The organism is Chryseobacterium sp. OV279 (genome assembly GCF_900128945.1).
Taxonomy (GTDB): Bacteria; Bacteroidota; Bacteroidia; order Flavobacteriales; family Weeksellaceae; genus Chryseobacterium.
Map to the genome: position 1 here is coordinate 195045 of NZ_FQUD01000005.1, position 21586 is coordinate 216630.

The 21586-nt window shown below is 36.9% G+C and carries 19 protein-coding genes; 7 read left to right on the plus strand and 12 right to left on the minus strand.

Annotated features, from left to right (window positions below):
- Position 1: 1 nt before the first annotated feature.
- A complete protein-coding gene (locus BUA72_RS22270; RefSeq protein ID WP_072925290.1) occupies positions 2–952 on the minus strand; it encodes a bifunctional metallophosphatase/5'-nucleotidase in 951 nt (316 codons plus the stop codon).
- Positions 952–1710 (minus strand): 5'-nucleotidase C-terminal domain-containing protein, encoded by a 759-nt coding sequence (locus BUA72_RS22275; RefSeq protein WP_072925291.1) that lies wholly within the window; start codon positions 1708–1710, stop codon positions 952–954. Before BUA72_RS22275 ends, BUA72_RS22270 begins: the two co-directional genes overlap by 1 nt.
- Positions 1711–1902: 192 nt before the next feature.
- On the opposite strand from BUA72_RS22275, the gene dapA reads away from it, so the two are divergent.
- The 4 genes from dapA to BUA72_RS22295 all read left to right on the plus strand — a co-directional run bounded on the left by dapA (position 1903) and on the right by BUA72_RS22295 (position 5027).
- Positions 1903–2775, plus strand: a complete 873-nt coding sequence (gene dapA / locus BUA72_RS22280) for a 4-hydroxy-tetrahydrodipicolinate synthase (protein ID WP_047454881.1) — start codon at positions 1903–1905, stop codon at positions 2773–2775.
- A 433-nt stretch (positions 2776–3208) separates the two neighbouring features.
- The gene (locus tag BUA72_RS22285; protein ID WP_072925294.1) at positions 3209–3712 is read left to right on the plus strand and encodes a GNAT family N-acetyltransferase; all 504 of its coding nucleotides are present in this window, start codon (positions 3209–3211) and stop codon (positions 3710–3712) included.
- 294 nt (positions 3713–4006) lie between these two features.
- Complete coding sequence (locus BUA72_RS22290) at positions 4007–4588, plus strand: helix-turn-helix domain-containing protein (RefSeq protein ID WP_072925297.1); 582 nt, start codon at positions 4007–4009, stop codon at positions 4586–4588.
- Positions 4581–5027 (plus strand): response regulator, encoded by a 447-nt coding sequence (locus BUA72_RS22295; protein ID WP_047454886.1) that lies wholly within the window; start codon positions 4581–4583, stop codon positions 5025–5027. Before BUA72_RS22290 ends, BUA72_RS22295 begins: the two co-directional genes overlap by 8 nt.
- A 599-nt stretch (positions 5028–5626) precedes the next feature.
- Here BUA72_RS22295 and recG read toward each other — a convergent pair.
- The 9 genes from recG to BUA72_RS22340 form a co-directional block, all read right to left on the minus strand.
- On the minus strand, positions 5627–7711 hold the full coding sequence (gene recG / locus BUA72_RS22300) for an ATP-dependent DNA helicase RecG (protein ID WP_072925299.1): 2085 nt from the start codon (positions 7709–7711) through the stop codon (positions 5627–5629).
- A gap of 118 nt (positions 7712–7829) precedes the next feature.
- Positions 7830–8363, minus strand: a complete 534-nt coding sequence (locus tag BUA72_RS22305) for a thioredoxin family protein (protein WP_034727295.1) — start codon at positions 8361–8363, stop codon at positions 7830–7832.
- Between the two features lie 41 nt (positions 8364–8404).
- Entirely contained in the window at positions 8405–9880 is a 1476-nt protein-coding gene (locus tag BUA72_RS22310) for a peptide MFS transporter (protein WP_034727293.1), read from the minus strand.
- 22 nt (positions 9881–9902) lie between these two features.
- On the minus strand, positions 9903–10898 hold the full coding sequence (locus BUA72_RS22315; protein ID WP_072925302.1) for a PDDEXK nuclease domain-containing protein: 996 nt from the start codon (positions 10896–10898) through the stop codon (positions 9903–9905).
- A gap of 58 nt (positions 10899–10956) precedes the next feature.
- Positions 10957–12711, minus strand: coding sequence for a peptide MFS transporter (locus BUA72_RS22320; RefSeq protein ID WP_047454894.1), 1755 nt, complete (start codon positions 12709–12711; stop codon positions 10957–10959).
- A gap of 132 nt (positions 12712–12843) precedes the next feature.
- Entirely contained in the window at positions 12844–14499 is a 1656-nt protein-coding gene (locus BUA72_RS22325; protein WP_072925304.1) for a peptide MFS transporter, read from the minus strand.
- Positions 14500–14627: 128 nt separating this feature from the next.
- Positions 14628–15413, minus strand: a complete 786-nt coding sequence (locus BUA72_RS22330) for a hypothetical protein (RefSeq protein ID WP_139259667.1) — start codon at positions 15411–15413, stop codon at positions 14628–14630.
- Between the two features lies 1 nt (position 15414).
- Positions 15415–17544: a S9 family peptidase gene (locus BUA72_RS22335; protein ID WP_072925309.1), complete on the minus strand. Its 2130-nt coding sequence runs from the start codon at positions 17542–17544 to the stop codon at positions 15415–15417.
- Between the two features lie 225 nt (positions 17545–17769).
- On the minus strand, positions 17770–17976 hold the full coding sequence (locus BUA72_RS22340; protein WP_072925312.1) for a bacteriocin-like protein: 207 nt from the start codon (positions 17974–17976) through the stop codon (positions 17770–17772).
- Between the two features lie 132 nt (positions 17977–18108).
- On the opposite strand from BUA72_RS22340, the gene BUA72_RS22345 reads away from it, so the two are divergent.
- Positions 18109–18582 (plus strand): hypothetical protein, encoded by a 474-nt coding sequence (locus BUA72_RS22345; protein ID WP_047454902.1) that lies wholly within the window; start codon positions 18109–18111, stop codon positions 18580–18582.
- 12 nt (positions 18583–18594) lie between these two features.
- Positions 18595–18780, plus strand: coding sequence for a DUF6496 domain-containing protein (locus BUA72_RS22350; RefSeq protein ID WP_072925314.1), 186 nt, complete (start codon positions 18595–18597; stop codon positions 18778–18780).
- 67 nt (positions 18781–18847) lie between these two features.
- Here the strand turns inward: BUA72_RS22350 and glgP are convergent, their stop codons facing one another.
- The gene (gene glgP / locus BUA72_RS22355; RefSeq protein ID WP_072925317.1) at positions 18848–20503 is read right to left on the minus strand and encodes an alpha-glucan family phosphorylase; all 1656 of its coding nucleotides are present in this window, start codon (positions 20501–20503) and stop codon (positions 18848–18850) included.
- A 203-nt stretch (positions 20504–20706) separates the two neighbouring features.
- On the opposite strand from glgP, the gene BUA72_RS22360 reads away from it, so the two are divergent.
- Complete coding sequence (locus tag BUA72_RS22360; RefSeq protein WP_047454906.1) at positions 20707–21504, plus strand: hypothetical protein; 798 nt, start codon at positions 20707–20709, stop codon at positions 21502–21504.
- The last annotated feature ends 82 nt before the right edge of the window (positions 21505–21586 follow it).

Sequence of the window (21586 nt, forward strand, 5' to 3'; positions counted from 1 at the left end):
ATTATACGGTTATACTGCTGTCTATCGCCTGGTTATTCCAGGAAATATGCTTTACGTTTTTATTGGCGTCAAAGTAAAAATCGATTCTGCCCAGAAGAAGACCGGCCCATCCTACCTGATTCACCAGAACATTTTTACCCTGTCTGTTGGTAAAAGATTGTGGTTCGGATAAGAAAGTGTGGGTATGTCCGCCTAAGATAATATCAATATTTTCTGTTTTGGCAGCCAGAACTTTGTCGCTTATTTTATTTGGTTCATCTTTATAATCATAGCCGATATGAGAAAGGCAGATCACAAGATCACATTTTTGTTCGTTTTTAAGGAAGTTGGAATAATGCTGAGCCACCTCTACAGGGTCTGAGTACACGGTTTCGCCATACTGTTTTTTGCCCACAAGGCCATCCAGCTGGATACCTACTCCGAAAATTCCTACTTTGATTCCGTTTTTATTAAAAATCTTGTAGGGTGAAGTTTTACCGTCAAGAACCGTATTCTTAAAATCGTAGTTTGAACAGATAAATGGAAACTTCGCGTTGGGAAGAACTTTTAAGAAGCCGTCCAGACTGTTGTCGAAATCATGATTTCCCATGGTGGAAGCATCATATTTCATCATAGACATCAGTTTGAATTCCAGTTCACCGCCGAAGAAATTGAAATAAGGTGTTCCCTGGAAAATATCCCCGGAATCCAGAAGAAGAACATTACTTTCCTGACTTCTGATCTGCTGGATCAGACTTGCTCTTCTCGCAAATCCTCCCTGATTGGGATTCCTTGTATAGCTGGCGTCAAAAGGCTCTATTCTGCTATGTTGATCGTTGGTATGAAGAATGGTGAGTTTATTTGCAGAAGTGAAAGGATTGAGTTTCAATTCTTCTGCCATCATCATATTGGGAACTAAAGCTGCTGCTAAAGATCCACCGCCTATTACTTTTAAAAAACTTTTTCTATCCATTATTTCTTACCTGTAAAATTTAAACGAACATCTGTATTCGGAACCACCTCAGAGTTTTTCCTGAAATACTCAATGAAAAGATCTCTCAGTCTGATTCCTGTAGAAATAGATTCTCCTTTGGAAAAGAATTTCATATTGTCACCGCCCAGCGCCAGATAATCTGAAGTCGCAATGTAATAATCCCTGGAAGGATCTACAGGCTTTCCATTGATCAGAGATTTGGTAAGCTGTCCGTTATTGGTTTCAATGTATAAATGGGAAACAGGATTGTTCACCTGAGTTTTTGCATAATAGTCAAAAAGCCCCTGAAGGTCTGATCCTTTCATTTTTACAATGATCACTTCATTTTCAAAAGGCATTACTTCAAAAATGTTTTTCAGGAAAATATCTCCTTTCCCGATGGTAGTACGGATTCCTCCGATGTTGATCAGGGCTGCATCTACATTTTTCTGAAGATTTTTTTTGGTCCAGGCATCTGCACCTTCGAAGGTATAGTCGGCCAAAAGACTGCCCAGATTGCTGTTATCGCCCTGCTTGGTAAGATCTATGCTGGTGTGGGAGATCTTCTGATTCATCTCCTTATCCAGTTTCTGCTTATAAGGTTCGATAATTTTTACAAACTCCTCATCATTTTTCAGCTCATTATTAATAGAAATATTCTTCTGGGTCTTTACTTCCGCCAGCTGCAGCGTAGAAGCTGTCTTGCAGGCAGTAAGGGAAGCCAGAGCAATTCCTAGTAACAAGAATTTATTTTTCATATGTTGCAAATTTATTTTTAAAGGTCATATGTAATCGCCGGTACCATAGTGCTTTGCTCAGCAACTTAGGTCATCGCGATGCCATAATATCTTTTAGTATATGCAAATATAATTATATGTAGAATAAAACATTATTATTTATTATAAATTCTTATCGTAAATTATTAAATTTGGCAAAAATAATTCTAACAGATGAGCATTTTAAAAGGAGTAGGTGTTGCGTTGGTAACGCCCTTTAATGAAGATTTATCCGTTGATTTCGACAGTTTAACAAAACTTGTTGAGTATAATATCGAAAACGGAACCAATTATTTAGTTGTTTTAGGAACTACAGCGGAAGCAGCAACGCTTTCTGAAGAGGAGAAGAAACAGGTGATTGAGCATATCATTAAGGTTAATAATAAACGTCTTCCTTTGGTTTTAGGAATTGGCGGGAATAATACTCTTGAAGTAAAGAAACAGATAGAAGATGCAGATCTTTCTGCATTTGATGCAGTACTTTCCGTGTCTCCATATTACAACAAACCTAACCAGGAAGGACTTTATCAGCATTATAAAGCGCTTGCTGCTACGGGTAAAAATATTATTATCTACAACGTTCCATCCAGGACAGGTCAGAATGTTGAAGCAGATACTACCATCCGTCTTGCCAATGAATTTCCGAATTTATTCATGATCAAAGAAGCAGCACCGAGCATTCTTCAGTATTTCGATATTTTAAGAAAGAAGCCTGAAGGATTTTCACTGGTTTCCGGTGATGATGAATACACACTTCCTGTCACTTTAGCGGGTGGAAACGGGGTAATTTCCGTAATCGGGCAAGGATATCCAAAAGAATTTTCTACCATGGTTCAGTTAGCTTTTGAAGGAAAAGTGAAAGAAGCTTATGAAATTCACAACAAACTGGTAGACATCACAAGATTGATTTTCGCAGAAGGAAACCCTTGCGGAATTAAAGTGATTCTTACAGAAAAAGGAATCATCAAAAACTATCTGAGACTTCCATTAGTTCCTGCTTCAGAAGGATTGTATGCGAAGATCAAAGCGGAGATGGAGAAGATTTAAAAAATGTGAATGGAGAAAATGTGAATTGTCAATTGTCAATCGTGAATTTTTAAATGACGGTTAAAAAATTGAGCATTTACTTGCGAAGCAAAATTGACCATTAACGTAAATAGTGAAATGTCAATTGTCAATCGTGAATTTTTAAATGACGGTGAGAAATTGACTATTCACTTGCGAAGCAAAATTGACTATTGCCGTAAATAGTGAAATGTCAATTGTCAATCGTGAATTTTTAAATGACGGTTAAAAAATTAAGCATTCACTTGCGAAGCAAAATTGACTATTGCCGTAAATAGTGAAATGTCAATTGTCAATTGTGAATTTTTAAATGACGGTGAGAAATTGACTATTCACTTGCGAAGCAAAATTGACCATTAACGTAAAATAACAGGTGAAAAGTTTCGGCTTTTCACTTTTTTTAATCATAAAAACTATGAAATTACTCAAAGCAACAGAAAAAGACATTCCCCTTATTCAGGATCTGGCGAGAAGGTCCTGGGAAAATGCTTATGCAGACATTCTTTCCGACGAACAGATGGAATATATGCTTTCAGAGATGTATTCCGAAGCTGAAATCGGGAGCCATCTCCGGAATCCGGATTATCATTATTATATGATTCAGGATGAAAGTACCGGTTCTTATGAAGGCTTTATCGGGTATCAGCACCATTATGAAGAAGAAACTACAAAACTTCACAGGATTTATCTGGTTCCGGAAAGTAAAGGAAAAGGTTTCGGAAAAGGCGCATTACAGTTTTTGAACGGTAAAGTGTCTGAAAACGGAGACAAAAGAATTATCCTGAATGTGAATAAAAATAACGCAGCCCGAAACTTCTATGAGTCACAGGGATACAGAGTTTACGATGAAGGAATCTTTGATATAGGGCGTGGATATGTGATGGACGACTATCTTATGGAGATCTTAATTCACGATTGATTGACTTAAAATTGTGTAACATTTAATTTTAATTCTATAACATGTGATGTTTCTTTTTGGTCCATCTTTGTATCAGAACCAAATCACTTTCAATAATACATTCATATGCTTGGTTTTGAGCTACAGTAGCTTTTTATCAGTATATTTTTTTCATCCTTAGTGTTTAAATTCCTGTATTCATAATGCAGGAGTTTTTTGTTTTTATACATTATGTTAAAAATATTCATACCTATTTCACTTTTAAATGAAATAAATTATTATATTTACTTCGAAATTTGACACACTTATACCAGGATGAAAATGTATGTAAAATTTGATTTCAACGCGCTCTGTAAGAAAGTGTTGGATGAGAAGCTAAAAGAGCACGGGCTGAAATACCGCCTGCTGAACTTTGGGGAAGTGGAGTTCTATGAACCCATTACTCAGGAGCAGCATAATCTTTTTAAGAAGAACCTTAAAGATTACGGCATAGAGATTATTGAAAGCCAAAAGACGGCTTTAGTACAGAAAATAAAAGATGCTATCGTAGAGCTTGTTTTTTCTGAAAACGCAGTTCCCGTGAAGGCCTCTATTTATATTGCTGAGAAAGTGAACCACAGTTACGGATATCTTTCCAATCTTTTTTCAGAGGTTGCTTTTACCTCTATAGAAAATTTTATTATCCTGCAGAAAATTGAGTATGCCAAGGAACTGATCTTAAATAACAAACAAAGCCTTACCGAAATTGCCCATAGGCTGAATTACTCCAGTGTAGCGCATTTGAGTACCCAGTTCAAAAATACAACCGGCATTACGCCTTCCCAGTTTCAGAAAATTATTACCAAAAGACGAAAGATTCAAAGCATGGCTATAAATTCTACAATGCTGTATGAATAAAGAATATTTAAATATACTGGCAGCAGATGATGACGAGGGTAATATAATATTCTTTAAAAATATTTTCAAAGGTTTAAAGATAGGCGTAAAGTCCCAGTGTTTCTCAAACGGTGAGGATCTTATGAAATATCTGAACAGCTGCGGGGCCATTGTTCCGGAAATAGTTTTCATTAAATATGATATTCCGGGGAAAAATTTTCAGGAATGTCTGGAAGAAATCAAAGAAGATCCCAAATTCAGCAATATAACTGTTGCGGTTTATGCAGATCAAATTTCGGAAGCTGAAATAGAAGAGATCTTTGTGAACGGAGCAAATATTTTTATGAAGAAACCTGAAACTTACGAAGGCCTTAAAAAATCACTTACAGAAATTATTACCATTAACTGGCAGTATCATACATCAGGACTCAATAAAGATAATTTCATTATGAAAGTATGATGAATAAAGGATTTAAAGTTTTTTAATTATGAATGAAGACTTTGTATTTAAAGCATACTATTCACAGAAAGGTGAAAATTGTATAACTAATAATTAAAATCATATAAGGAGAAATCCACGCAATATCAGCAATTTTGTAAATGTAAACATTGCAACACAAATTAGCTATATAAAAAAGCAGTGGATGGTAGAGAATAGATTATTTCATTAGAAATAAAAATATAAATCACAATGTTAGTTTTAACAAAATGAATTATGTTCATTTCCAACTATAAAGCATAGAAGATCTTTAAACAAAACGGTACAATCATGAAAACTTAAGAAAGTTGAAGGGTATTTATTCGTTTCATTCCCACTTCCTTCAACCTGAACAGTTAGTTTTTATAATAAGCAAGTTGGAAAAATAATTCATTTTGTTTTTTTAATTTATTTTAATAGTGTGAGCTGAAAAAATTCAAGTAGTATATAAATATTTTCACACCAAATCACAAGATATTAGTTCTGCTATTAAAATAAATTTTTTAAACAGACCAAAAGTAATTTCTTCTAAATAACAGTTTTATAAGGGGGCCGCGGAAAGATTTCTTTTCGCGGTTTTTTTATGAAATTTTACTCCACTTATTTTTTCCTTTGTAGTACCTCAGGTAGTAGTTTTTGATGATCAGGTTGTCCGGATTGGCCAGATGCGGATCAGCTTCCAGTATTTTGTCAACCGTGTTTTTCGTTGTTTTGATAATAGCGGAATCATTCACCAGATCCAGTCTTTTGAAATCTACAACACCGCTCTGCTGGGTTCCCAGAATATCTCCGGGACCTCTGAGCTGCATATCCACCTCTGAAATTTTGAATCCATCGTTGGTTTCCGTCATCGTTTTGATACGGGTTCTGCTCTCCTTAGACAATTTATCAGAAGTCATTAGGATACAGTAGCTCTGTTCTGCACCTCTTCCCACACGGCCCCGCAACTGGTGAAGCTGGGAAAGCCCGAATCTTTCTGAACTTTCAATCACCATCACCGAAGCATTCGGAACATTCACACCGACTTCAATGACGGTCGTTGCCACCATAATTTCCGATTTTCCGGATGCGAAATAGTTCATCGCCGCATCTTTTTCAGCCGGTTTCATTTTGCCGTGGAGCATCGTGGTATTATAGTCGGAGAATGCAGTCATGACATGATCGAGACCTTCCATCAGATTTTTGTAATCCAAAGTTTCAGATTCTTCGATCAATGGATACACGAAATAGACCTGTCTTCCTTTTTTAATCTCATCCCTGCAGAAATTATAGACATAATCTCTGTCTTTTTCACGCCTGTGAGCTGTGATAATAGGCTTTCTTCCTACCGGCATTTCGTCGATCACAGAGACATCCAAATCAGAATAAAAACTCATAGCCAATGTCCTGGGAATAGGAGTTGCCGTCATCACGAGAATGTGTGGAGGGATCTTATTTTTAGCCCATAATTTCGCTCTTTGTGCCACACCAAATCTGTGCTGCTCATCAATAATGGCCAGTCCAAGATTTTTGAATTTCACTTTATCTTCCAAAACAGCATGCGTTCCCACCAATATAGAAAGAGTACCATTTTCAAGTTCTTCGTGAATGATCTTTCTTTCCGAAGTTTTGGTGGAACCCGTCAGAAGGCGGACGTTGATATCCGTTGCTTCTAAAAGATCTTTGATGCCGTTATAATGCTGCTGGGCTAGAATTTCGGTCGGAGCCATCATACAGCTCTGAAAACCGTTGTCCATCGCAATGAGCATGGTAAGCAAGGCAACCATTGTTTTGCCGGATCCAACATCACCCTGCAGAAGCCTGTTCATCTGAATCGGCCTTTTCATATCCAGACGGATTTCCTTTAAAACCCTTTTTTGTGCATTGGTAAGATCAAAAGGAATATGATGATTGTAAAAATTATTAAAGTGATCACCTATAATTGGAAACGGATTTCCGGGTGAATGGCTTTTGTGATGTAACTTTTTTAGGGCAAATCCTAACTGAAAAAAGAAGGATTCCTCAAATTTCAGCCTGTTGTCAGCTTTTTCGTAGTGTTCCATATCCTTTGGGAAATGGATATTTAAATAAGTATGCTGTCTTGATAAAAATTTAAATGCTTTCGTCAGATAATCCGGGAAGTTTTCTTCAACCAGATTGGGGATCTCTTTGCAGATATTCCTTAAAACTACTTGGAAGAATCTTTGGTTCAGGCCTCTTTTGGTCAGCTTTTCTGAACTTGGATAAATGGGTTTGAGACGATTGTCGCCCTCTTTTTTTTCCTCCACTTCTATTTCAGGATGCGGCATGGAAAACTGACGGTTGAACACATTGATTTTTCCGAAAATATAAACCTCACGGTTGATCGGAAGCTGCTCTTTCAGCCACTTTGAATACTGGAACCAAACCAAATCCATTGTTCCGGTATCATCATTAAATTTCGCCGAAAGTCTTTTCGTTTTTCCGGTCTGAACTTCCTGTACCTGCGTGATTCTTCCTTTCAGCTGTATTTCAATGCTGCTTTCCTCGAGCTGGGAAATTTTAAATACCTTACTCTTATCCAGATAGCGGATAGGGTAGAAGTTCAGAAGGTCATCTACGGTGGAGAGTCCCAACACACTTTTGATGAGTTTGGCTCTGTCAGGACCAATTCCTTTGACGAATTCTATGGATGTTTCTAAGGTCATTTTAAAAATGAGGCCTAATTTCGGAAAAATAGATTTAAGATTAAAATTTTTTGTTGAAAATATGGGCCGTTACAATCAAAAAAAGCGGCTTCCAATTGTTGAAAGCCGCTGTATGATCTTAATCTTTGATTTTAGATTTGAATTTTTTCTGATAATCTTCCCACTGTTCTCTGGAGCGGATCTTTTTGAAGAGATCTTTAGAGATAAATTCCAGATAAGGTTCAAGTTCTTTAGCAGATAATTCTCCCTGTAGAATGGTTATTGGTCCGCCTTTTTCATCCAGAAACACGGTACTTGGAACGGCACCTACATTCATATATTGGGTAAATTCATGAAGAGAATTTTTTCCTTTTTTATGTTCTGTATTATCATTGGAAAATGTTCTTCCGAAAACATCAATAGATTGTTTTTCTTCAGCATTAAACTTAACAGGATAGTAATTTTCATTTAAAAACTGAGCAATGATAGCATGACCGTATGTTTTTTTATCCATAATCTTGCACGGGCCACACCAGTCTGCATAAAAATCAATCAGGATTTTTTTTGGATTTTCTTTCTGAGCTTTTAAAGCTTCTTCAATAGTCATCCATTTTACCTGAGCAAAACTGAAACTTACTATAAAAAGAAGAAATATGCTTATAATTTTTTTCATAATTTGATATTTACGTAAAAATAAGCATAATCTTGCTTATTCTATTTTACATCCTGCATTAATTTTCTTACGAACGAGGATAGCAAAATTAGTACCACACCGGCAATTAAGGCATAGATTCCCAGAGTTTTGTATCCATCGGTATACGCGATAAGTTTACTCATGTTGGTATTTCCTGTATTGGCTTCAGATAAACTTGCTCCGATTTTTCCCGCAGCAAACTGCCCGAAAGCACTGGCCAGAAACCATAATCCCATCATCATCCCGAACATTTTCTTTGGAGATAATTTCGTAATAATAGACATTCCGATAGGTCCCAGACACAATTCACCGAATGTGATCACCAACCACGTGAACGTAAATAAATTAAGAGAAGACTTCCCGTCTGCACCTGCGAAATATCTTAAACTGTAAAACAAAAAGAAACCTCCGGCAAGGAATAAAAATCCAATTCCAAACTTATTAATCGTATTAGGTTCCAGCTTCTTTTTATTTAAAGCAACCCATGCCAGACCAATAAGCGGACTGAAAAGGATGATGAAAAAAGAATTGGCACTGTTATTAATGATATTTGGGTCCATCCCAAAGCCTAACAGATTGTGAACCAGGTTGTCTTTTGCAAATAAAGACAGAGATCCTCCACTTTGTTCATAGATTGAATTGAACAGGAAGTACATGAAGATAAAGATGAAAGCAGCAACAAGCTTCTTTTGATAAGGCGTTGTCTGTTTCAATGTTTCAATAATAAAATAACCTACAGCTGCAATACCGATTAAATACATGAAATAATCTGTATAATCAGTATTTTTAACCATAATAAAAATAAGAGGCATACTTAGCAATGCACCAATATATACCAGGACTTCACGTAAAGTTCTTTTAGACTGTGGAAGTACCTGTAATGGTGAGTCACCAATTGGTCCCAATGATTTTTTTGTAGCAAAAAAAGTGATTAAACCCAGAAGCATGACAATAGCTGCTGCCAGGAAACACCATGACCACGAATGATACTTTCCGAGATAAACACAAAGTGCTCCTCCTAAAAGTCCGCCAATATTGATCCCTGCATAGAAAAGTCCGTATCCGGCATCTCTTCTCGGATCATCTTCCTTGTAAAGTTCTCCTACCATGGAAGAAATATTGGGCTTGAAAAATCCTGTTCCGATAATTGAACAGGTAATCCCGAAATAGAAGAAGTCATGTGGAGAAAAAGCAATGATAAGGTTTCCGACAGTCATAATAAGTCCCCCGAACACCAGAGACTTTTTGAATCCAAGAATTTTATCGGCAAAAATTCCACCTATGAATGTGAAGGCATAGATAAATGCCTGTATAGCTCCATATTGTAAATTGGCTTTGTCTTCCAACAAACCGAGCTGATCTACCATAAAGATGGTAAGGACCCCCCGCATTCCGTAAAAACAAAAACGCTCCCACATTTCTACCGTGAACAGCGTCCAAAGCTGTTTAGGGTATTTCCCTTTAAAATTTTGTATTTCTTCTAGAGTTAAGCTCATAATCGTATATGATTGATTTTAATTAAGGTTGTTTATTATTGTTTTGATCCAGCTCGAAACGGATTCTGTCCTGGTCTATGATTTCTTTTAATTCTTCTTCTTTTGGAAGGTAGAGGAGGTATTTGCTGGCAAAGAGATTGTTTTTGTCGTTCAGAACGGAATATTTTACAATGGTTTCGTCTTTTTCTGAACACAGTAAAATTCCGATCGTTGGATTGTCACCTTCTCCGCGTTTCAGATCATCATACATTCGTACGTACATATCGATCTGCCCGATGTCCTGATGGGAGAGTTCTCCTGTTTTAAGGTCGATAATGACAAAGCATTTCAGAATATAATTGTAAAAAACAAGGTCGATATAAAAATCTGAAGTATCGGTAGAAATATGCTGCTGCCTGGCCACAAAAGCAAATCCTTTTCCGAATTCCAGAAGAAATTTCTGAATATGATCAATGATGGCGGTTTCAATTTCTTTTTCAGAAAATTTTTGATCCGGTGTTAATCCTAAGAATTCAAAAATATAAGGGTCTTTTAAAACACTATGAATATTTTCTGCCGGGGATTTTTTATGTTCCAAAACTCTTTCGTAGGCAAGTGAATTGATCTGTCTTTTCAAATCCCGGTAATTCCAGTTATTCTGAATGGCCTCATTGATGTAATAATTCATTTTATCAGTGTGGTCAAGCCTTATCACCAATCTGTAATGGGTCCAGCTCAATTCGTGACGCAATGCGTCACAATTTGGGAATGCCTGATAAAAAGACCGCATATTTCTTAAATTACTCTCATCAAAGCCTTTTCCAAACTCCAGAGAAAGTCTTTTGGAAAGATTTTTTAACGTTTGCTTTCCGTATTCAGCACGTTCCTTTCCCTGCTGTTCATCTTCTACGATCAGTTTTCCGATCTGCCAGTACGTAAGCAGTAAAGTAGAATTCGCTATCCGAAACACTTTTTCGCGCGACTGCCTAATAATTTCCTTTACGGATTGAAATAAAGAATCTTCGGAAATTTCCATCATACGAAAATAAAAAAAACCTCTGACTTAGCAGAGGTTTTGTTGTATTTTATTGATGCGGTTATTTTACACCGTGCATCATTTTCTTTAAGATTGGAGAGATCAGACCCAAAATCACAGCTGCAATACCACAAAGTACTACGAATACCATAAAGAATTCGAACAGGTTGTGGATCTCAAATCCTGCAAATGTAGGATTGTGTAATGGTAACTGAGCTTTGTCAAATGCTGCTGTCTGTTCAGCAGTCAGGGTTACTTTTTTGTCTAAAACGTCCTGAAGGTTTACGCCTATTTCCTGTGCTTTTGTAAATTTATCACCTGTAGCCGGGATAAGAGCTCCTAATGAGCCTGCCAAAGCATAACCTGCAGCATTGGAAATGAAGAATACTCCGTATAATAATGAAGCAAATCTTTTTGGAGCAAGCTTTCCTACCAATGAAAGACCGATTGGAGATAAACAAAGCTCACCACAAGTCTGGATGAAATAAAGAAGCATTAACCATTTGATAGCTAATAATCCTGAATTTCCAAGATCTTTTACGTTGTGTGCAATGATGAAGTAAGAAAGAGCGATCAATGCAAGTCCCATTGCCTGCTTGAAAGGAGAAACTGGCTCTCTTCCTTTTGTTCTTAATTTATCCCATGTCAAACTGAATGGAACAGCTAACAGAACTACGAAGATACCGTTGAAAATCTGAACCATTGAAGGAGGCATATTCCATCCGAAAATGTTTCTGTCTGTCTGGTTATCTGCGATAAACGTTAGTGAAGATCCTGCCTGCTCGAAAGCTGCCCAGAAGAAAATGATAAAGAAGGATACAATATAAATTACCCAGATTCTTTGTCTTTCAATCTTGTTTTCTGCAGAACTCATGATCAGGAAAGCAAGCGAAATACCGGCTGCATAGATGAAAGGATAAATAACTCCTTTGATCAACTGACCCATTTCTACAGCTTTAAATCCGAATTCTCCGACCAATAAATATCGGAAAGCGAAGAATAAAACAACAAATATAATTCCGGTAATCCCTAAAGATAAACCTGAGAATTTAGCGGTCTGAGTTTCCCCTTCTTCAAAGTCTGCACTTGTATTGTTCTTGGGTAAACCACCGATAGGTCTTCCTTCCGGATTTACCACATATTTATTTTTAAGGATAAAGAATGTTACGGTTCCAATCACCATCGCAATTGAAGCGGCTAAGAATCCCCATTTAAAAGCAAAAATATCTCTTACTCCTGTTGTTGCATCTTTCACATCTCCTACGTATGGGCAGATAAACTGTCCAAGGAATGCTCCGATGTTGATCCCCATATAGAAAATGGTAAAAGCAGAATCCAATTTGGATTTTTCCTGCTTAGGATAAAGACTTCCTACCATTGAGGAAATATTCGGCTTGAAGAATCCATTACCGAAAATGATAACGAACAACGCCAGCCACATGATCATTTTGGAACTGCCCAGATCGGCAGAAAAAGTAGAGGCACTGATAAATAATAGAAACTGACCGATAGCCATTAGAGATCCACCGATTAAGATGGCATTTCTATTTCCGATATATTTATCTGCAATAAATCCTCCCAAAAGAGGTGTTAAATAACATAAAGCTAAAAATCCACCGTAAATGATTGCCGCATCAGCCTCTTTTATTAATAAGGAATTTACCATAAAGAGCGTCAAAAGTGCTCTCATCCCATAAAAGTTGAAACGCTCCCACATTTCTGTTCCGAAAAGAACCCACAACCCTTTTGGATGCCTTGAATTCTTATTCTCTACAAATTCATCCGGTTTCGGACTTAATGCTTCAATATTATCCATTCTATTGTTAATTTTTGTTAAGACTGACAAATATAGTTTTTTTTGAGTTTTTGGCAAGGTTTTAATTTTATATTTAAATAAAAAAGCTGCAGAGTGATTCTGCAGCTTGATATTCTTTATGATAAACAGGGATTAGTGCCCTTTTTCCTTCATGATCTTGTTTAATCTTTTTAACATAGACAGTCCTAAAAGTGTCGCAAATATTAACAAAGCAAAGTTCACCAGGAAGTAATTCATTTTGTTGTCGTAGTTGTACCATGTACTCGCCAGAATTCCTGAAAGTTTGTTTCCGACAGAGTTGGCTAGGAAGAAACCTCCCATCATCAATGCGGTAATTCTTGCAGGTGAAAGTTTGGATACAAAAGAAAGTCCCATTGGAGAAAGGCATAATTCACCGATGGTAATGACTCCATATCCGGCAACGAGCCACAGCGGAGAAACTTTTACAGCGCCATTATCCCCGGCCATAACGGCAAGAACCATCACTAAACATGACAATCCGGAGATGAATAGTCCCAGTACAATTTTTGTAGGGGTCAGCGGTTCTTTTCCTTTTCGTCTCAGCAAAGCCCAGAATCCTACTACCAAAGGAGTCAACGCAATTACCCAGAATGGATTGATAGACTGGAATAATTCCGTGTTGTATAAATAGACCTTAGATTCCGGATTTCTTTCCAGAGCTGCACGCTGCTCAGGAGAAATGTTTTTGAAATAGATATCTTTTCCGGTTTCTTTGATGCTTTTTCCGTCTTTATCTTTTTGAGACTGGAACTGGTTGTCGTATACAGGAACTTCTTTGTCTTCATAGCTCTTTCCTTCCACCATATAGATGTCCTCAAGAGGTTTTTCCAGAGAAGCAGGAACACTTCTGTCCGTATAATAATTGGCCCATCTTGTAAGAGCCGTACCATTCTGTTTGAAAACCGCCCAGAAGAACATACTGATCAGGAATACGGAAAGCAGAGCCCCGATCGAAGGTTTTTCTTCCGGTTTAGCTTTAAAGTATAGCGAAGCATAAAAGTAGATTACAGGAGCACACGCGAAAATAAAGGCATCTGTACTGTCGCTTCCGAAAATATTTCCCGGAATAAACCAGCCAATAGCCCCAATGGCAATCGCAGGAACGAAAACCTTGATTAAAATTTCAGAAAGCTTGGTGTCTCCTTCTTCTACAGGTTTCATCTGTGCTGCATGGATGTAATGTTTTCTTCCGATCGTAAAGATCACAAGACCTACCAGCATTCCTACACCGGCAGTGATGAAGGCTTCACCCCATCCGAATTTATTTCGCATGAAAGCCGCAATAATATTACAGATAAACGCTCCGATATTGATTCCCATATAGAAAATATTATATCCGGAGTCTTTATTGGCTTTATAAGGTTCTTCAGAATAAAGGTTTCCTAATAACGTAGAAATGGTAGGTTTAAAGAAACCATTTCCAATGATGATCAGTGCTAATGAACCATAGAAAAGAGGAAGTTCTTTGAATACTCCCATTCCGATATATCCGGCAGCCATTAGAATTCCGCCCAGATAAATAGATTTTATATATCCTAAAACTCTGTCCGCCAGAAATCCTCCAAGGAATGGCGTTAAATAGGTCAAAGCGATGTAGGTTCCGAAAATATCATCAGCTGTTTTATCCGGAAGTCCAAGTCCGCCTTTCATTCCGGTAGGTTCAATAACATACAGGACAAAGATTCCAAGAATCAGGTAGTACCCGAAACGCTCCCACATTTCTGTGAAAAAGAGGAAGGGTAGGCCTTTAGGATGTTTAGTCTTCATATAATCAAATTTCAAATTTCCCAAAAATAAGTTTTTAATTTCAATTGATAAAATAAATAATACGGTGGGAAATGATTAATGAAATAAATAAGAATCCCTTTCAGTTACTGAAAGGGATATATATTCACTTATTTATAAACTTGAGGAGGCGGCACCGGAGCCTGTTGATTTTTGTTCACTTGCTCTGCTTTTGAAAGTCCGTTGATCAGCTTTTCAATTTCTTGTTTATTTTTTGCCACCAGATTACTGTATGTATATCCGGAAATGTGGCAATATCCATAAGCTGTTTGAAAATAGTTGTCCAGAAAATCAAAACGGTCACCGTCTATTTTTTTGGAATAGTATATATGAAACATAGGCAATCCATTCACTGTCCTGTATTCTGTTTTTTTCAGGGTAGAATTATTGGGAGAACTCAAAATAGAGCCAATAGCTTCATTTTTAATTGCTTCAATATTCTCTTTTTTGGAATTGATACAATAAAAATAACCGTATAATTCTGACGCATCAGGTCCTGTAAATTGATATTCAGAAAAGCGAATATCATCACTTTGGTGAGCCTTCCATTTTTTCGTGTCAAGATAAACGCCTCCGTCTGCACGTTCACTGCTCACCAGGGAATCGGCAGATGTTGGTTTGGTAAAGAGCTGCTTATTAACAGGAATATTTTCAAAAGCTTCCCGATCTTTAAGGTTAGCATACTTCCACGTCTTATCTTTATAAAGAATAAGTTGTGCACCATTTTCGGTCACTGCTGTTGTCTGAGGCAGATTAAATTCATCAGAAATTTTTCTGATTTCCCAATTTCCTTCCGCAAAAACGGCAACTTCCATTTTTTCATTTGTCATTGCCAATGCCTGCGATTTTGCAAAAGAAGAATACACGAGCATTGACAAAACAAATAGATGCTTCATATTATAGGTTTTCTACAATAAAATCCGTCATTTTCTGATACAGCTGCGGTCTTGTCTGTCCGCCATAGATGCCGTGGTTTTTATCCGGATAAGCCATGAAATCAAACTGTTTTTTATTCTGAATTAATGCTTCAGAGAATTCCATAGAATTCTGGAAATGTACGTTATCATCAGCTGTTCCGTGGATGAGAAGGAATTTACCTTTCAACAGTTTAGCGTATTCTGTAGGTGAGTTTTTGTCATATCCGTCCGGATTTTCCTGAGGCGTTCTCATGAATCGTTCCGTGTATACAGAATCATAATATCTCCAGTTGGTTACCGGAGCTACAGCGATTCCTGCTTTGAAAACATCTGCCCCTTTGGTCATCGCTAAACTGGTCATATATCCACCAAAGCTCCATCCGAACATTCCGATTCTCGTTTTGTCAATATAAGACTGGTTACCGAACCATTTTGCAGCCGTAATCTGATCTTCAATCTCGTATTTTCCTAAATTCATGTAGGTTACTTTCTTGAACTTAGTTCCTTTGTACCCTGTTCCACGACCGTCTACACAGGCAACGATATATCCTTTCTGTACCAAATGATTAAACCATAAAGTATTTCCTGTATCCCATGAATTGGCCACCTGCTGTGATCCCGGCCCGGAATATTGGAACATAAACAGAGGATATTTTTTATTTGGATCAAAGTTCTTAGGCTTGATGATCCAGGCATTCATCTGATCTCCTGCATCATTTGGAATGGTGATGAATTCTTTTTCTGAAAAGTTATCAGCCTTTAATTTCTGAAGCTGATCATTATTATTCTGAAGTTCTTTTACCGTCTTTCCGTTCCCGTCTTTTAAAACAAAAGTATAAGGTTTTGAAGCCGTAGAAGATGTTTCTATGAAATAGCTGTAGTTTTTGCTGAAGTTGGCAGAATTATTTCCTTCTGCATTCGAGATCAGCTGGGATTTTCCGTTTTCAATATTTACTTTGGAAACGACTTTGTTGATGCTTCCTTTTTCAGTGGTCTGAACGTAAATTTCTTTAGATTTTGGATTGAATCCGTAATAGTCGGTCACTTCCCAGTTTCCTTTGGTAATCTGCTTTTTAAGTTTTCCGTCTTTGTCATACCAGTAAAGGTGACGGTTTCCGTCTCTTTCAGAAGCCCAAAGGAAAGAATCATCCTCAAGGAATTCAAGAGTCGGGCTGTCCGTATCGATCCATTTATCATCCGTTTCAGTAAATAATTTCTGGATCGCTCCCGTTTTGGTATTGACCTTTAAAATATCCGAAGCATTCTGAATTCTTTCAGAGGTTACAAGAACGATTTCGTCAGATTTTGCGGTCTGAATAACGTTCGGGATATAATAGTTTTTGAAAGAACTTAAATTCAACGGCATCGTTTTTCCTGTATCAAGACGATACAGCTGTGCAGAAACGACAGAATTTTTTTCTCCCGCTTTAGGATATTTGTAGCGCATTTCAGCTGGATACAATTTTTTTCCATAGATCGGAATATAGATTTCCGGAACCTGGCTTTCATCAGATTTTACAAACACGACTGCATCAGAATTCTTGGTCCACTCATATTGTCTTGCGTGCCCGAATTCTTCCTCGTATACCCAGTCTGCAAGACCGTTGATGATAGAATTTTTCTTACCATCATTGGTGATTTGGGTGATTTTTCCTGAACTCAGATCCTGATAGAATAAATTATTTTCTGCAATAAATGCTACTTTGGTGGCATCAGGGGAGAATCTTGGTTCCTGCACTGTTTTGCCTTCATTTAAGCTGATCGTTTTTCCGGATTTCAGATCTTTTACATCAAATTTTCCAAGGAAAGAATGTCTGTAAATAGGCTGGCTCTCCGTTAAAAGAAGAATTTTTGATTCATCATCAGAGAATTCATAGCTCTCAAATTTACCGTCAACAATATTGCCTTCTTTTTGTGAAGTTTTGTACGAATACTTGGCAATCCCCGTCGGTTCAATGACCAGATAGTTCTCGCCGTTTTTCATGGATGCAATACCTGCAATGCCTTTACCACGGTAATATCCTGAATATATTTTATCTAAAGTGATTTCCTGTGCCGATACATTATGGAATGCCACAGCCACAGTAAGAGTTAAGAGTAATTTTTTCATTTCTAATTTTAATGATTCCAAATTTAATAATTCTTAGTCATATAACCACATAAAAGAAAAACAGAACCCTAAGATCCTGTTTTTGTTATTGTTTTTATAAATTATTCTTACCGGAAATCTGAAAAGCAAAGAGATAAATTCTGCAAGTTGTCAAATTTTCCTGAGTGAAAAATAATTTATTCAGATAGCCAATAAATCTAAAATTTTAGTTTCTGATTCTTTTAATTATGGGAGAGTAGGTTCGTCAATTGGAGGTTCAAATCCATCAGGTGCACAAATAGGGTAAGCAGAACCACATTGGCTATTTTCTCCTCCAAGCCAAGAAACTCTGAGCTCACATGTTACAGAATCCAGACATTTTTTCATTCCCGGACGAATTCCTCCCTGTACTTGTTTTAATTGTTCTCTTGCGATCTTTTTAAGATTTTTCATGATAAAATATTAGTTTTTCGGATTTGAAGTTCTAAAGTAATAAAAAAAATCATACACCAGTGAATTTTTTAAAATTAACAATTTGGCAAAAAAATTGAATGTATTATATTACAATCAAATTAAATAATAATTATGGAAACGAATGCATACAACCAAAAACTGAATCGCTATGTTTTGGCCGATCAGATTGTTTATACCGGATTTTCAAGTTTTAAGGATGCGGAAGAATGTGCTAATAAAAAAGGAGGAACTTTGGTGGAAGTGAGTTTTAAAGGCGGGAATGATAATCCACAGATCAGTAATGAAGCCGGATTGATCGAAAAAAAACTTCATTATTATGTATATGCAGGTGATGAATATAAATTTATCCATTCGTCTGATCCGGGGTTTAGAAAATATGCCGATGAACTGCAGAAAATAAAGGCCAGTAAAGATAAAACCAGTCCGGATGAAAGGTATTTAGCCAGTTTTGAAATTGAAAATATAGAAGATCCGATCATTGTGATCAAGAATGACCATTTTGAATCGGTAACTTCCAGAGAACGCTCAAAATATTTGAAGCACGCTGAAGTATATGAATTAGGGGTTTCCCTGCCAAAATCTTAAAAATTATCGATCATGAGCAAGACCAAATATTCAGAAAAAGCTCAGGACAAAGTAGGAAAAGTAATGCACGAATTCAAAGAGGGGAAGTTGAAATCCTCTTCCGGAGAAAAAGTGATCGACAGAAAACAGGCGATTGCCATAGGTATTTCCGAAGCTAAAGAAAAAGGCTTAAAGGTACCGAAGAAGAAAAAAGAATAGCTTTAAATAACAAAAATTCCGTGAACATTTCACGGAATTTTTTATGGGTAAATCAAATTCAAATTGATTATTTATACAGTATTTTATAATATTCGTTTGCCATTCGGTCACTGTTAAAGTGCTCCTGAACATCATTCATCGCATTATACTGAATCTTTCTCCATTGATCAGGATTGTCATAATACATAGGTAGAATTTCTTTTTCAAGGATATCATACAACGCATTCAAATCATAGGTATCCTGTTCGTAGATGCTCATATTCATATAATCTGCTTTCGGAACGACAAATGAATTTTCTCCCGGTTTTGCAAACTCAGGAATCCATCCGTCATCAGTAGAGAGATTGACAGATCCGTTCATAGCAGCTGACATTCCTGAAGTTCCTGAAGCTTCTCTCGGTACTCGAGGGTTGTTGAGCCATAAATCAGAACCTTGCTTCATCGATTTACTTAAAGCCAGTTCGTATCCAGTAAGAACGGCCATATTTTTGTGATTCTTGCTTTCTTCTACTAATGTATTGAAAGTAGAAATCGCAGAATAATCCATCGGATATGGTTTCCCGGACCAAATGATCTGTACCGGATATTTTGGGTTATTTAATAACTTGTAGAATCTTTCTTTATCATGTAAAAGCAGGTCTGCACGTTTGTAGCCCGCAAATCTTCTGGCCCAGACAATGGTGAAAATATTAGGATTGAATAAATTTCCCGTCTGATCAGCTACAATGGTAAAAAGTTTTTTCTTTAAATGTTTTTTGCGGTAATCGAAAACGGTTGCATCATTTTCGTCTTTGGCGTTGTAAAGAGGTTTATCTGACCAGTATTTGAATTCCTGAGCGTTGGTAATAGAAGTAATTTCGCATATCCCTGGATATTTACTCCACATTGCTCTTGAAACCACGCCATGCAGCTGGGAAACGCCATTGGCTATTCTGGCCATTTTCAAAGCACATAAAGAATGGTTGAAACGGTCGTCATCTGTTCCCTCGATGCTTTTTACGTCCTGCATGCTGAAGCCTGAGAAGTAAGACATATCATAACACAGTTTCATATTGTGTTTTTCATTTCCGGCCTCTTCAGGAGTGTGGGTGGTGAAAACTAATTTTTCTTTTACCCTGTTCAGATCTCCGTTGTATTTTTTCAGAAGGTAGAATGCAGCGGGAAGTCCGTGGGCTTCATTCAGATGATAGACATCTCTTTCTGCGTTCATTTCGTCCAGTAATTTGGCGCCTCCTTTTCCCAGCAAAATATATTGAGCCAGCTTTGTAGACTCATTCGCATCATATAATTTATGACAGATGGTTTTGGAAACATGATCATTTTCTGGGACATCTGTTGAAAGGAAAAACATCGGAGCGGTGTTGAAAATCTCAGGATCAAGGTACCATACTTTTACCCATACCGGTGCGCTGTGGATCTCGATCTGGAATTTTATTCCCGTATCTTCCAGGAAGCTGTACATTTTTTTGGTCCATACCGGCTGAAGGGTCTGGTCATGGTTTCTGGCCTGATCATAATAACCGAACTTCCAGAGGATTCCGATCCCGATAAGATCCTGTTTCAGATTGTATGCACTTCTCATATGAGATCCTGCAAGGAATCCCAAGCCTCCCGAATATATTTTTAAAACCTGTTCAATGGCAAATTCCATCGAAAAATAAGCGGCTTTTTTAGAATATTGTGGATTGATGTTGTAAGGTATTTTAAAATTTTTAAAATCCATAAATCACAGTGTTTATATTTAGAAGGCTAAAGGTATTGATTATGAAAATAAACTCTACATTAATTATTTGATAAATTCATTTAAAAGTATCTGATGAATAGTTTTTTTACTTACCTTTAATAGGTAAATTTTTGAAAATCAAAAACTTCTAACGGTGAGAACCATTACGGCATGTGTTCTTTGGTCACATAAATAAATCACCCATGAAAAAGACATTTTCTGATGAAGATTTAATAAAGAATCTGAGCCTATACTACATGAACCGGCATTTGAAAAAAAAGCCGATGGAAAAGTATCACCGTAAAATAGACGAATCTCTGCTTCATGACCGCGAAAAATACAGAAAAAAGTCAGAGATTCTGCTGCTTAATTCTTTTATGCATCATTTCCCCGATGTGAAATTTGAAGACCTCACCTGCGAAAGTCCCGACTTTATCGCCAAACTCAACGACAAAAAGATCGGAATAGAATTGACCGAAGTGATCAATCATCTGGAAATGAAAAAGGTAGAAAGTACTTTGAATAAGATGTTCCGTCAGGCAGAAATATTATTAGAACAGGAAGACACCGCGAAGTACCGTGGTGTTTATTTTTTAGAATTCCACCCAAACATTAAATTTGACAATATAGAAGAACAGGAAGAAAATATCATCAATATTTACAAAAGCATCAAAAAGAATAAGCCGGTGGGCTGCGTCAAAGGAATGCGAAAATCTTTTCACCGAAGGAATGTTTTCATTACCCATGAATACAGCATGAATCTTTTTGACGAACTCTGCTCCGAAAAGATCCTCGACCTTATTGATAAGAAAAATGAAAAGTTTCCTTATTACGATACTTCGGTAGATGAATGCTGGCTCGTAATTGTATCAGATATGAATTCCATAGCCTCACGATACACATTCATTCAGGATAAAGAGCATTTGCAGGAAGTGAAGAGTCCGTTCCATAAAATCTTTCACCTTGAAAATCTCTGTGGAAATATTACAAGTATAAAATAGTCGATGTTTATTCGGTTATATCGCAATTATTTCATGTTTTTATTTGAAATAATTTAAGATTTTTAAAAATCCATTGTTTGTG